Raw genomic sequence first — 14,653 nt, forward strand, 5'->3', positions numbered from 1 at the left:
TTATACATGGTATACATTTTAACAAATGTCATCCTCAACTTTATAAGCCTTAATTTGAACATAAGGCAGATAAGTTATTCGTTAATGATGAAAATGCCTTCAGACTAACTTTCTATTTTAGAAAAGTGATAACTGATTGGCATCAGGCATTCCTTCTAAACAACCCAATTGATCCATATATTCTATTAATGTTTTGGATACTCGTCCTCGTTGCTGTAAATCTTCCTTCGATAAAAATTCTCCGTCCTCACGTGCTGCTACAATTTGTTTAGCAACGTTTGTACCAAGTCCAGGAATCGCATCGAATGGTGGAATTAAAGTGTTCCCATCAATGATAAATTCACTAGCATGTGAACGATATAAGTCCACCTTCTGGAAGCTCATACCACGCTCACACATTTCAAGTGCTAGTTCCATTACAGTTAATAAGTTTTTTTCTTTTGTTGAAGCATCTAAGCCCTTCAGATTGATTTCATCAATTTTTGTACGAATCATTTGCGGGCCCTGTACCATGGCAATTAAATCAAAATCATCTGCACGTACTGTGAAATACGCTGCATAATAAAGAATTGGGAAATGTACCTTAAACCATGCAATACGAACTGCCATTAACACGTAAGCTGCAGCATGGGCTTTCGGGAACATGTATTTTATCTTTTTACATGATTCGATATACCAGCCTGGTACTTTATTCGCCAGCATTTCCGCTTCAAATTCTTCAGATAATCCTTTCCCTTTACGCACGGATTCCATAATTTTAAACGCCAGTGACGGTTCTAGATCTTGATAAATTAAATACACCATAATATCGTCACGACAGCCGATTACTTCTTTCAGCACACAAGTACCGTTTTGAATTAACTCTTGCGCGTTACCAAGCCATACGTCTGTTCCGTGAGATAGTCCTGAAATTTGCACGAGCTCCGAGAATGTTGATGGCTTTGTATCTTCAAGCATTTGGCGTACAAAACGGGTACCGAACTCAGGAATGCCAAGTGTTCCTGTCTTACAGCCAATTTGTTTTTCTGTTACGCCTAAAGATTCTGGAGAACTAAAGATTTTCATAACGACTGGATCATCAGTTGGAATCGTTTTTGGATCTATCCCTGATAAATCCTGCAACATCCGAATCACAGTCGGATCATCGTGCCCAAGTATATCGAGCTTTAAAATATTATCGTGAATGGAATGGAAATCAAAGTGCGTTGTACGCCATTCTGCATCCTGTGCATCCGCAGGGAATTGCACTGGTGAGAAATCATAAATATCCATATAATCTGGTACTACGATAATTCCTCCAGGGTGCTGTCCTGATGTACGTTTAACGCCTGTACAGCCTTGCACTAATCGATCTACCTCGGCACCGCGGAAATGTAGATTGTTATCATTGGCATAGCCCTTTACATAGCCATAAGCTGTTTTCTCCGCAACAGTACCGATTGTCCCGGCACGATATACATAATCTTCACCGAATAGTACCTTCGTATAGTTATGAGCTTGTGGTTGATATTCCCCGGAGAAGTTCAAATCGATATCAGGTACCTTATCTCCTTTAAAGCCAAGGAACGTTTCGAATGGGATATCTTGCCCATCCTTTTTATACGGTGTTCCACATTCCGTACAATCTTTATTTGGTAAGTCAAAGCCTGAGCTTACTGAACCATCATTAAAAAACTCGGAATGCTTACAATTTGGACAAATATAATGAGGTGGAAGTGGATTTACTTCAGTAATCTCCATAAAGGTCGCTACTAGTGAAGATCCAACTGAACCACGGGAACCTACTAAATAGCCATCAGCTAATGATTTTTTCACAAGCTTTGCAGAAATTAAATAAATTACTCCGAAACCATGTCCTAAAATTGATTTTAATTCCTTTTCAATTCGGGCCTTTACGATTTCTGGAAGCTCTTCTCCGTATATAAGATGAGCCATTTCATAGGTTAAATTTGTAACCTCATCATCTGAGCCTTCAATTTTTGGTGTATATAAATCATCTTTAATTGGCTTTACATCGCCTATCATATTGGCGACTTTTTGAGAGTTGGTAACAACAACTTCCTTCGCAAGATCCGGTCCTAAAAAATCAAATTCTTCAAGCATTTCATCAGTAGTTCTAAAATGAACTTCAGGCAACTTCGATCTATTTAAAATATTGGCGCCACCTTGAGAGCCAATTAGAATTTGTCTGAACATCCCATCTGTTGGATCTAAGTAATGGACATTACCGGTAGCTACAACGGGTTTATCCATTTTCTTTCCTAGCTTTACAAGCTTGCGAATAATATCTTCAAGCGTCCATTCATCACGTACGACATTGCGCTCAATTAACGGTGCATACACGGCCTTTGGTTGAACTTCAATATAATCATAGAATCTCGCAACTTGCTCTGCTTCCTCTGGGGATTTATTCATCATCGTCTCGAATAATTCACCATTATTACAACCTGATCCGATTAATAACCCTTCTCTATATTGCTCTAGGACCGCTCGTGTGACACGAGGTACACGATAGAACGTTTTTGTATGGGAGTGGGTAACTATTTTAAATAAATTTTTTAGACCAACATTATCTACTGCTAATATTGTGCAGTGCATTGGTCGTCCCTTTTTATAAGCATCCCCACCACCAATATGCTTATTAAAGTCGTCGTGGTATTTGATAGCTAATTCATCTGCATCTTTTAATAGCAGTAAAAGTAAGTAACCTGTTGCTTCTGTATCATATATAGCTCGGTGATGTTGGGTTAAATCAATATTGAATTTTTTACAAAGTGTATTTAAACGATGGTTTTTCATCGTTGGGTAAAGCAATCTGGCAAGCTCTAACGTATCAATAACTGGATGAATTGTTCCCTCCAGCCCAAATTTTTTATAGCCTGTGTATAAAAAGCCCATATCAAACGATGCATTATGGGCTACTACTATGCCATCTCCGATAAATGCATGAAATTCCTTAATGACTTGCTCCACTTCTGGCGCGTTTCGTACCATATCATCTGTAATGCCTGTCAGTTCAATGGTTGTTGCTGAAAGTGGGTGATGTGGATTGGCAAAGCTTTCGTATTTGTCTATCACATTTCCATCTTTAATTTTCACCGCAGCAAGCTCAATTATAGTATCGTAAGCAGTTGATAGTCCTGTCGTCTCTACGTCAAACACGACATAGGTAGTATCAGCTAATAAGCGGTGCTCAGATGCATAAGCAATCGGTACACCATCATCTACTAAATTAGCCTCCAAGCCATAAATAACTTTTATGCCATGCTTTTTCCCTGCTGCATAGGCCTCTGGGAAGGATTGCACAACAGCATGGTCGGTAATAGCCACGGCTGGATGACCCCACTTTGCAGCCTGCTCAACAAGTCTACCAACTGGTGTCACAGCATCCATTTGACTCATGGGTGTATGAAGATGTAGCTCCACCCGTTTTTCGCCTTCTGGTGCGTGGTCCTGACGTGTTGCTTTTTTTATTTCATTAATATCATTTGCCATCACGATTAAATCACGGATAAACGTATCAGTTTGTACAGAACCACGAACTTTAACCCACATACCTTTTTTCAAATGCTGCATAAGCTCTGCATCATCATTATCACGTGAGAACATTTTTACTACGATAGAATCCGTATAGTCGGTAATTTTTATTTGTAATAAAGAGCGACCACTTTTTAGCTCTCTAATTTCCGTATCAAAAACAAATCCTTCAATGATAACACGACGTTCTTCTTCAACAATGCGTTTAATTTCCATAGTTTCATCGTCTTTAATTAACATACCAAGCTGGAATGGACGGTTGCCAAGGTTGGCAATAGCTGGATTTTCTTTCTTCTCCTGCTCACGTTTTTGGTAATCTTGTATCGCTTGCTGAGCTAAAGCTGCTTCCTCTAAACGCTTCTGCTCCATGAAAGCTTCCTGTGCCGCAACCATTTCTTCCGTTTGATCTTGAAGCACGAAATCTATCACAATGTGGGGAAAGCCGAATTGACTATAGCTTTCGGAAAGCTTTTCTGTATACTTTGTTTTCAGCATCATAAATTCCATTTCTTGCATGCAAGATAAAGTAATTTTTTGCCCATTCCACATAGGCATTTGCGATGCTAGGCAATGTTTTAAAGTTGGCGCCATCTCATCTATTTGCTCTACTACTGTTAACCAATATTGTTGGACAAGTTCCTCCGTAACATTTTGCTCTACTGTATCAAAAGTTGTGTGGATTTGAGCGATAGTTGAAAATTTTTCAGTCAAACGAGTACGAAATAGTTGGTATAGTGAAAAAGGAAGTACATCTCGTAATTTAATAGAAAAATTCCATAGCCTATTCTTTTTGTGTACAGTTAACCGTGATAATTCACCTTCCTCAAAAAAGGACATATACACATCATCTGTTAACTCTAGTTGTTGCAAGAGCATTTGAAACCTAGTTCTTGCTTCTTGTTGCTGTTCCAATCTATTGACACCTACTTTCAGAAAGAGGCAAGCAATCTTAAAAGCCCCTTGTTATAATTCCTCACCAACATTTACGATTTGAAGAAAAAAATTCGCTCCCTTTCCACGGGCGACCGTCAAGCCTCACAAATCCTAAACATCTATGAATTCATGCTTGGCTCGCTGTCCCCGAGAAGTGGCGCGAATCTTTTATCTATTTAATGCCATTTACATCCTTTTTGGGACAAGCCATTCTAAAGGAAAAAATCAATTATGCCTCGGCATAATTGCGTCCGGAATCGGCTTTGTGCTTGCACAAAGCCGATTCCGTGACATCCGCCGGAGGCTTTAGGCCAGCACGATGCTGGTCACTCAGGCGTTTTCACAGGATGTGAAGTTCTTAGCCTGAGTTCCTCTATTTCAGCGGGTGTTTGGACACCCACTGAAAAGGAGCTTAAAACCCGCATTCATCTCACCACCATAGAGATGGGAGACTCCCGCTGAAAGAAGTTAATTTTTGCGAAAAAATTCATTTAAGCGATCAATGACCTCTTCTTTTTTCCATTCGAACGTTTCACCTGTTTGACGGAATTTCACTTCAACAACACCTTCAGTTGCTTTTTTACCTACTGTTACACGGACAGGTAAGCCAATTAAATCAGCATCTGCAAATTTAACCCCAGCGCGCTCAGCACGATCATCTAATAGCACATCATAACGGTATGATTTCAATAAACCATAAAGCTCATCAGCCAAGGCAACCTGTGTTTCATCCTTTGTATTAACAGGTACAACATGGATATCATACGGAGCTAATTGTGTTGGCCAAACAAAACCATTTTCATCTTGGAAATGCTCTGCAACAGCAGCTAAAATACGTGATACACCAATACCATAGCATCCCATAATAAATGGCTGTGCCTTACCTTGTTCGTCTAAGAATGTACCATTCATTTTTGCAGAGTAAGTTGTTCCTAATTTGAAAATATGACCAACCTCGATACCTTCTGCAAATTTGATAATTCCTTGTCCATCTGGAGATGGATCACCCTCTTGAATGAAACGAATATCTACGTATTCATTCACTGCAAAATCACGCTCTGGATTAACATTTACTAAATGGAAACCATCTTCATTTGCACCGGCTACACTGTTACGAATCGATTTAATAGCATTGTCAGCTACTACTTTTACGTCTACTGGTAATTTAACAGGACCGATTGAACCAACTCCACAGCCTAATAAATCACGGATTGCCGCTTCACTAGCAAGTTCAACAGAACCAGCATTAAGCGCATTTTTCAGCTTAATATCATTAATTTCGTGATCTCCACGAGCAAGTACAACCACTAATTCACCATCAACGTCAAACACTAATGATTTAATGACATTTGAAGGTTCAACATTTAAGAAAGCTGATACTTCTTCGATTGTTTTTTGATCTGGTGTTGTCACTTTTTCAAGCTCTTTTAATGCTTCATCTGATGGTTGATAGTCTACAAGAACTTCTGCCATTTCGATGTTCGCCGCATAATCAGACGTGTCAGAGTATGCAATTGTATCTTCTCCAATTTCAGAAAGCACCATAAATTCATGTGTACCTTTCCCACCAATTGAGCCTGCATCTGCAATAACTGCACGATAGTTTAAACCAAGACGAGAGAAAATATTTGAATAGGCACGATACATATCATCATATGTTTCATCTAAACTTTCACGCGAAGCATGGAAAGAGTATGCATCTTTCATAATAAACTCTCTGCCTCGTAGTAAACCAAAGCGAGGACGCTTTTCATCACGGAATTTAGTTTGAATTTGATAAAGTGTTAATGGTAATTTTTTATATGATTTAATTTCATCGCGTACTAAAGTTGTAATCACTTCTTCATGTGTTGGCCCTAATGCGAAATCACGATCATGACGGTCTTTTAAACGCATTAATTCTGGACCATATTTTTCCCAGCGGCCTGATTCCTGCCAAAGTTCCGCAGATTGTAATGAAGGCATTAAAAGCTCAATTGAATTGATTGCTTCCATCTCTTCACGAATAATGTTTTCTATTTTTGTTAACACACGTTTTGCAAGCGGTAAATACGAGTATACCCCACTTGTATTTTGACGAATAAACCCTGCACGTAGTAATTGTTTATGTGATTTTACCTCTGCATCAGCAGGTACTTCACGTAGCGTTGGGATAAATGCTTTACTTTGCTTCATTCAGTGTTCCACCTTTTTAATAGATAAGTTTTTATACTCTAATTAGCATAAACAAATTTAGCTTTGAACGCAATGTTTCAAAAAAATTGCGCTCAAAGCTATGTTATTTCAATCAATTTTCACCTTGGCGTAATTGCAACAGACGTCATGGCTTCTTCTAAATATGTTTTACTTGAAAAACTTAACTTCACTTCATTTAGTTAAAAGAAGAATCGTTGTATATCGTTCCATGTAACTACGACCATTAAGATCATCAATAGTACGATACCTACAAAATGCACAAGACCCTCTTTTTGACGATCGATTGGTTTACCTCTTACTGCTTCGAAGCCAAAGAATAATAGACGACCACCGTCAAGTGCTGGAAGCGGTAGTAAGTTCATAATGCCAAGGTTAATACTTAACATCGCAGCCCAATTCATTAAATTGATGAATCCATATTGAGCTACCTGCTCTGTCGCTTTATAAATCCCTACTGGACCTGATAGAGCATCTATCGTGAATTTACCGGTAATTAACATACCAAGCAATTCAAATATTCGAGCAGTCATATTATAAGTTTCTTGAGCGCCATAAACAACAGCCTTTAATGGATTAAATTCACGCGGGCTTTCATACTTAACCCCTATTTGACCATATTTTTCGCCATTTTGTTCTATTTTTTCTTTTACCTTCATATTTAGGTTAACTTGTTGACCATTTCGATCAACTGTTACAGTAATGTCTTCACTTGGATGATCTTGTATAAAAGCAGCTAAATCTTGCCATTTATCAACTACTTGTCCATCGATGGCAGTTACTCTATCGCCTGCAAGCATTCCTGCTTGTGCGGCTGGATCATTTTCTACTACTTCTGTGATGATTGGTTCATACGTAGGCACACCATGAATTAATCCAATCAGCATATAAATAATAAAAGCTAATATAAAGTTAAATAACGGGCCTGCAAAGATTGTCATTGCTCGTTGACCGACTGTTTTAGCGTTAAATTGACGATCATATGGTGCAATTAACGTTTCTTTACCGTTTTCTACGAGAATACAATCTCTTGCAACATTATAACGAACTAATTTTTCTTCTTCATCATAGCCTTCTACAAACAAATCCTTTTCTAAATCAGCACGCTCAACTTCTAAAAATAATAGATCTGGTAATTGCTTATTATTTTGATTAAAGATAATTTTCTTTACCACATTATCTTCATCTACAATAAGCCCTACTCGATAGCCCGGCTGTAATTCGGCGCCATCCATGTCCTCACCAGCCATACGCACGTAACCACCAATCGGCAATAAACGTAGCGTATAGATTGTTTCACCATGTGTTTTCCCATAAATTTTTGGTCCCATACCGATTGCAAATTCTCGAACCATAATTCCTGCTCGTTTCGCGAACAAGAAGTGACCAAATTCATGGAAGAATACAAGTAGGCCAAATATTAAAATAAATGCAATAGCTGTTTGCATAATACCCCACCTTTAAAAGCGAATAGTTAACGATATCTTCTCTCTTTATTTTACCATGTCTAACACTGTTTTTCTTGTTTCACTGTCTACATGCAAAATTGTTTGCAAATCTGGCACTAATATGTTGTTATGTGCTTGCATTACACGCTCAATCGTTTCGTCAATTTCAAGGAATGTTATTTTCCCTTGTAAAAATGCCGCAACTGCCGCTTCATTCGCTGCATTCATCGCTGTTAAAATTGTACCGCCTGTGCGCCCAGCCTCATATGCTAGTCGCAATGCTGGATAACGTTCAAAATCCATTTCTTTAAAATGTAGCTGACCAATTTGTGCTAAATTAAGTCGTTGTCCGTTATGCAGCGGCATACGATCTGGGTAGCTTAATGCATATTGGATAGGTACACGCATGTCCGGCGTACCTAGCTGTGCAATGACACTAGTATCATGATACTCAACTAGGGAGTGAATAATACTTTCTCTATGCAAAAGTACATCAATTTTATCATAAGGCATATCAAATAAGACATGTGCTTCAATGACTTCTAGTCCTTTATTCATCATTGTAGCTGAATCTATCGTTATTTTCGCACCCATTGACCAGTTCGGATGATTTAGTGCATCCGCAACCGTTACATGCTTCAAATCCTCGCGTGTTTTGTCACGGAAGCTACCACCAGAAGCTGTAATAATTAAACGTTCAATATTTTTCGGATTCTCACCATTCATCGATTGGAAAATCGCAGAATGCTCACTATCAACCGGCAAAATTGTTGCATTATATTTCTTGGCCTCTGCCATCACTAAATGTCCAGCGGTTACAAGTGTTTCTTTATTGGCGATGGCAATTGTTTTGCCCATGCGAATTGCAGCTAATGTTGATTCTAGTCCAACACTTCCAAGAACCGCGTTTACAAGCACCGTTGAATCAGGGTGTGTAGCGACCTCTACAAGCCCTTTTGCACCAAACGTAAAGTGTACTTGTGGATATTCTTTAGCGAGCATAATTGCATCTTCTTCTAATTGAACAGATACAAGCTCAGGCTTTAAAGTTTCAATCATTTCACGAGTTTTTTCGATATTTTTTCCTGAAGAAAATGCCACTAAATGAAAGGCATCGCGTTGTTCTGTTAAAATATCATAGGTTTGCCAACCGATTGAACCAGTTGCACCAAGTAAACTAATTTTTTTCACGACAAATTGTCCCCTTTTTCTATCTCAGCAAATGATATAGCACGATTATTATCACTCTGTTTAGAGGAAAATGCTATTGTTATGGCACATCACCATAACGTAGAGTTGATTTCGATTCCGACTGAACGCTATTGTTCCTAGCTACCAAAAACAACGCAAAAAATGTAGTAAAGGCACGACGAACAATAGACTATCAAAGCGATCTAAAATACCGCCATGCCCAGGTAAAATATTTCCTGAATCCTTTACGTCAAAATGACGCTTTATAGCCGATTCCACTAGATCGCCCATTTGACCAATAATTGACGCAAAGATTGTAATGAAAATAAGTGAGACATAGCCATGCGCAAATGGATAAATTGCCTGCATCCCAACAGCAAAAATTACTGCAATGACAATTCCCCCTACAAAACCTTCCACGGTTTTCTTCGGTGAGATTTCAGGCCATAGCTTATTTTTGCCTATCTTTCTTCCAACAAAATATGCACCTGAATCAGTTGTCCAAACTACAAGTAAACAATATACGACAAACTCTAGACCATAGCTTCGTGTTTCGATTAAGTAATGGAAGCCTAACCCGACATAAAACGCACCTAATAAAATAAATGCAACTTCATCGAATGTAATTTTATTTTTTACAAGGACTACGTATATGAGCAATAGCATCATTAGACCATACACAACCATTAAATCGGAGGAATAGCCAATTGCATCTACTACCTTACTCGACCAGTTCTTTGGTATAACAAGTAGTATTAATGTTAGTAGCCCTAAAAAACCAGGCACTGAAAAAAGTGAAATACCTTTCATTTTTAGTATTTCATAAAAGCCGACAACAGCCATTGCAAGTACAAGTATTGTAAATGGCACTTTTCCATAGATAACAAATGGAATAAATAGCGCTGCTGCAATTATTGCCGTGATAATTCGTTGTTTCAAGTTGTTTCTTCTCCCTTCAACCCACCGTAACGGCGATTACGTTTCTGGTAGTTTTCCACCGCTTCCAGTAAGTTTTCCGCACTAAAATCTGGCCACAATGTATCTGTAAACCAAAATTCTGTATAGGCGAGCTGCCATAACATAAAATTACTTAATCGCACTTCACCGCTTGTACGAATTAATAAATCCGGCTCTGGCAGATGAGCCGTCATTAAATGAGATGTCAAGCATTCTTCCGTTATGTCTTGCATCGTTAATTGACCGTCCTGCACCTTTTGAAGCATCATTTTCATGGCGCTAACCATTTCCGAACGACTTCCATAATTCAGAGCAAAATTTAGAATTAACCCTGTATTATGCTTCGTCTCCTCCATCGCCTCGTACAACGCTTTTTGCGTATGTGCTGGTAACAAAGATGGATCGCCTATCATTTCAACACGTACATTGCGTTCCATCATTTCAGGTAAAAAGGAACCTAAAAATTCTACAGGTAAACGCATTAGAAAATCGACCTCTGTTTTTGGTCGCTTCCAATTCTCTGTAGAGAACGCATACACCGTTAAAACTTTAATACCTAGATCTGATGCAAATCTAGTTACCTTTCGTACCGTCTTCATACCTTCATGGTGCCCAGCAATACGTGGCATGGCACGCTTCTTCGCCCAACGTCCATTTCCGTCCATAATAATCGCTACATGGTTAGGAATCGGCTCGTTTTTAGCAAGGGCAACACGTTCCTCCAATGATAGTGAATCCATATTTATTTGTTTACCTAATAGCTTTTTAAACATGCTAACTCCCCCACTACAACTAATCGGACGTATACTAACCTATCATAACAAACAAAAGCGCTTTTTGTCTTTTTTTTCCCTCTAAATTGACTATGTATGAACTACCTTATTTTAGAACAACACACATTTTAGGCTTATCACCATAACGTGGGGTTGATTTCCGTTCCGACTGGGCGCTTTGTTGCTGACGAAGGCGTTATCACAGGACGTGATGTTTTTAGCCTTCGTTCCTCTTTCGCTAATCCCCAAGGAGTCGCCCAGTCTCCACTCCAATCAACTTATCCTCATGACATACGTTTTAACAAAATGTCATCCCCAGCTTTTGGTGATGATCCCTTTATAAAGAAAGGCTAGAAAACTTATTAAGAGGTGTTTCCCTTATTTCGTTCAATCTTCAATAATGTATTTCGCTTAAGTAAAGAACAGTTCTTCTTAATCTTAAAAGAAAGTAAAAATAGATGAAAGGTATTTCCCTAAAACTAATCAATTATGCCTCGGCATAATTGCGTCCGGAATCGGCTTTGTGCTTAGGCCTGCACGAGGGCCGACACGATGTCGGTCATTTCGGTAATGCCACAGGACGTGGCGTTTTTACCGATGCAGGTCAGTTAGCCGTTATCGCATGGATGCGATGGTTTTAGGCTAACATCCCCTAAGAACTCCTCTCCGATTCCGTGACATCCGCCGGAGGCTTTAACCTCTTTCATCAGGTGTTTGGACATCCGCTGAAAAGTAGCTTAAATCCGCATTCATCTCACCACCCATAGAGGTGGGGGACTTCTGATGAAAGAAGTTAAAGTTTAATGTATAAGACTTTACTACATCTTTTACATAATAATTTAAAAGTAAAGAGAAAAGACGTCCTGATATTTATAGGACGCCTTCATCTCATCAAAAAGTTCCATCATAGATATGCAAAGCGAATAGTTGCTTACACTTCTAGAATTTCTTTTTCTTTATCTTTCGTTACTTGGTCTACTTTAACAATGAATTCATCCGTTAATTTTTGAATATCTTCACCGTAGCCACGTAGATCATCTTCTGTGATTTCGCCAGCTTTTTCAAGTTTTTTTAGATCATCATTAGCATCGCGACGAACATTACGTACAGCGATTTTTGCATCCTCTGCCTCTTTTTTCACTTGCTTCACAAGATCTTTACGACGCTCTTCTGTTAAAGCAGGAATCATTAAACGAATAACAGATCCATCATTTGTTGGTGTAATACCAATATCTGATTTCATAATCGCTTTTTCGATTTCACCTAAAATTGTTTTATCGTAAGGTGTAATAACTAATAAACGTGCTTCTGGTACCGAAACACCACCAAGTTGATTTATTGGTGTTGGTGCACCATAATATTCAACCATAATGCGATCTAATAGAGCAGCATTTGCACGACCTGCACGGATTGAAGCTAGTTCACGTGTAAAAGCAGCAATTGTTTTGTTCATTTTTTCTTTAGCTTGTTCTAAAACTTGTTTAGACATTATACATTCCTCCTAACAACTGTTCCAATTTTCTCGCCTTGTACGGCACGTTTAATATTACCTGGTTCCGTAATTGAGAAGACAATTAACGGAATATCGTTATCCATACATAAAGTAGAAGCTGTTGAATCCATTACTTGTAAGCCCTGTTGAATAACGTCTAAGTAAGTGAGTGTCTCATATTTAACGGCAGTTGCATCTACTTTCGGATCTGCAGAATAAACACCATCTACATTATTTTTTGCCATTAAAATCGCATCTGCGTCGATTTCAGCTGCTCGTAACGCAGCTGTAGTATCAGTAGAGAAGAATGGGTTACCCGTACCTGCTGCAAAAATTACTACGCGTTTTTTCTCTAGATGACGAACTGCTTTACGGCGAATATATGGCTCTGCTACTTGTGTCATTACAATAGAAGATTGCACACGTGTTTCAATCCCTAATTTTTCCAGTGCATCTTGTAACGCTAATGAGTTCATAACCGTTGCTAGCATACCCATATAGTCGGCTGCTGCACGATCCATCCCCATTTCGCTACCGATTTTCCCACGCCATATATTACCGCCACCTACAACAACAGCAACTTCTACATCAAGATCTACTACTTCTTTTACTTCTTCTGCAACAGACTTGATTATTTTTGGTGATAAACCGAAGCCCGCTTCTCCAGCTAACGCTTCACCACTTAATTTTATAACTACTCGTTTATATTGTGGCACACTCATTGTAAACCTCCGTCAGACTTTATTTAAAACATCTCTATTCCCTTTTCCATTATAGTATAAATAACAATAATTGCTAGTTATGAATAAGGCAGAATAGAAAATTATATGGCTCATCACCATAACGTGTGGTTGATTTCCGTTCCGACTGGGCGCTTTGTTGCTGACGCTTCGCTTTCGCGCAGAGCAGAGCTTCCTGGGGGCGTCCGATGAGCCGCCAAGGAGTCGCCCAGCCTCCACTCCAATCAACTTATATACATAGCATACGTTTCAACAAATGTCATCCACAACTTTTGGTGAATGAACCCATTATATCTTTTTTTCGTTCATTTCGGAAAAATAGGGAACACGCTATGTTGTGTTCCCCATTTTTTGTCTAGAAAATCTAGATATTATTTGGTTAGGATCAAACGCAAGCTAAATTAGTTACCTTTAACTTGGCTCATTACTTCTTCAGCAAAGTTATCTTCACGTTTTTCGATACCTTCACCTACAGCGTAACGTACGAAGCCATTTACTGAACCGCCAGTTGAAGCAACGAAGTCACGTACTTTTTGGTCTGAGTTTTTAACGAATGTTTGGTCAAGTAAGCAAACATCTTCGAAGTATTTACCAAGACGGCCTTCAACCATTTTTGCTACGATGTTTTCTGGTTTACCTTCGTTAAGAGCTTGTTCAGTTAATACTTTACGCTCACGTTCAACCTCTGCTGCAGAAACCTCATCACGAGAAACATAAGTTGGGTTAATAGCTGCGATGTGCATAGCAACATCTTTTGCAGCAGAAGCATCTGTAGAGCCTTCTAAAGATACTAATACTCCGATACGGCCGCCCATGTGTAGGTAAGAACCGAATGCATCTGCATCAGTTTTTGTTTTCACTTCGAAACGACGAAGAGTGATTTTTTCACCAATTGTTGCAATTGCTGTTGAAATTTGGTCAACAACTTTTACACCTTCAGCATTTGCAAGCTCTAATGCAGCTTCAACTGTTGCAGGTTTAGCAGCAAGTAATTGTTCAGCTAATGAAGCAACTAATACTTGGAATTTATCGTTTTTAGAAACGAAGTCAGTTTCAGCATTTACTTCTAGGATGATTGCTTCGTTACCTTGTTCTAAAATGTAAGTTGTACCTTCTGCAGCGATACGGTCAGCTTTTTTAGCAGCTGAAGAAAGTCCTTTTTCACGTAGGAAGTCGATTGCAGCATCTAAATCGCCATCAGTTTGTACTAACGCCTTTTTACAATCCATCATTCCAGCGCCAGTTTTTTCGCGTAATTCTTTTACTAATTGTGCAGTAATGTTTGCCATTTAGTGTTTCCTCCTCAAATTGGTTCTACAAATTTTAGTGATAGGTTCTAAAAAAGGTGATAAGGGTTTTGAGCCACTTATCACCTTTTTGTAAACGTGA

The 14,653-nt window shown here is 38.8% G+C and carries 9 protein-coding genes; all 9 read right to left on the reverse strand.

Annotated features, from left to right (window positions below; all coding sequences use genetic code 11):
• Window positions 1-117 precede the first annotated feature (117 nt).
• The 9 genes from ABH968_RS04440 to tsf all read right to left on the reverse strand — a co-directional run bounded on the left by ABH968_RS04440 (window position 118) and on the right by tsf (window position 14,553).
• Window positions 118-4,449 carry a PolC-type DNA polymerase III gene (locus ABH968_RS04440; protein ID WP_370042834.1) on the reverse strand — a complete coding sequence of 1,444 codons (4,332 nt, stop codon included), beginning with the start codon at window positions 4,447-4,449 and terminating at the stop codon, window positions 118-120.
• A gap of 489 nt (window positions 4,450-4,938) precedes the next feature.
• Complete coding sequence (locus tag ABH968_RS04445; protein ID WP_370042835.1) at window positions 4,939-6,645, reverse strand: proline--tRNA ligase; 1,707 nt, start codon at window positions 6,643-6,645, stop codon at window positions 4,939-4,941.
• Between the two features lie 200 nt (window positions 6,646-6,845).
• Window positions 6,846-8,111, reverse strand: coding sequence for an RIP metalloprotease RseP (gene rseP / locus ABH968_RS04450; protein ID WP_370042836.1), 1,266 nt, complete (start codon window positions 8,109-8,111; stop codon window positions 6,846-6,848).
• 45 nt (window positions 8,112-8,156) lie between these two features.
• On the reverse strand, window positions 8,157-9,302 hold the full coding sequence (dxr, locus tag ABH968_RS04455; protein WP_370042837.1) for a 1-deoxy-D-xylulose-5-phosphate reductoisomerase: 1,146 nt from the start codon (window positions 9,300-9,302) through the stop codon (window positions 8,157-8,159).
• A gap of 141 nt (window positions 9,303-9,443) precedes the next feature.
• Complete coding sequence (locus ABH968_RS04460; protein WP_370042838.1) at window positions 9,444-10,241, reverse strand: phosphatidate cytidylyltransferase; 798 nt, start codon at window positions 10,239-10,241, stop codon at window positions 9,444-9,446.
• The gene (locus tag ABH968_RS04465) at window positions 10,238-11,032 is read right to left on the reverse strand and encodes an undecaprenyl pyrophosphate synthase (protein WP_370042839.1); all 795 of its coding nucleotides are present in this window, start codon (window positions 11,030-11,032) and stop codon (window positions 10,238-10,240) included. The genes ABH968_RS04460 and ABH968_RS04465 overlap by 4 nt, the downstream gene beginning before the upstream one ends.
• A 931-nt stretch (window positions 11,033-11,963) precedes the next feature.
• Window positions 11,964-12,521: a ribosome recycling factor gene (gene frr, locus ABH968_RS04470; protein ID WP_370042840.1), complete on the reverse strand. Its 558-nt coding sequence runs from the start codon at window positions 12,519-12,521 to the stop codon at window positions 11,964-11,966.
• Window positions 12,521-13,246, reverse strand: coding sequence for a UMP kinase (pyrH, locus tag ABH968_RS04475; RefSeq protein ID WP_370042841.1), 726 nt, complete (start codon window positions 13,244-13,246; stop codon window positions 12,521-12,523). Before pyrH ends, frr begins: the two co-directional genes overlap by 1 nt.
• 419 nt (window positions 13,247-13,665) lie before the next feature.
• Complete coding sequence (gene tsf, locus ABH968_RS04480) at window positions 13,666-14,553, reverse strand: translation elongation factor Ts (RefSeq protein WP_370042842.1); 888 nt, start codon at window positions 14,551-14,553, stop codon at window positions 13,666-13,668.
• Window positions 14,554-14,653: the final 100 nt, after the last annotated feature.

It is taken from the genome of Lysinibacillus sp. RC79, from assembly GCF_041262405.1.
Taxonomy (GTDB): domain Bacteria; phylum Bacillota; class Bacilli; order Bacillales_A; family Planococcaceae; genus Lysinibacillus.

Coding starts and splice junctions, on each gene's coding strand:
- ABH968_RS04445 (WP_370042835.1), bottom strand. CDS start 6,645: ATGAAGCAAAGTAAAGCATTTATCCCAACGCTACGTGAAGTACCTGCT.
- rseP (WP_370042836.1), bottom strand. CDS start 8,111: ATGCAAACAGCTATTGCATTTATTTTAATATTTGGCCTACTTGTATTC.
- ABH968_RS04465 (WP_370042839.1), bottom strand. CDS start 11,032: ATGTTTAAAAAGCTATTAGGTAAACAAATAAATATGGATTCACTATCA.
- frr (WP_370042840.1), bottom strand. CDS start 12,521: ATGTCTAAACAAGTTTTAGAACAAGCTAAAGAAAAAATGAACAAAACA.
- pyrH (WP_370042841.1), bottom strand. CDS start 13,246: ATGAGTGTGCCACAATATAAACGAGTAGTTATAAAATTAAGTGGTGAA.
- tsf (WP_370042842.1), bottom strand. CDS start 14,553: ATGGCAAACATTACTGCACAATTAGTAAAAGAATTACGCGAAAAAACT.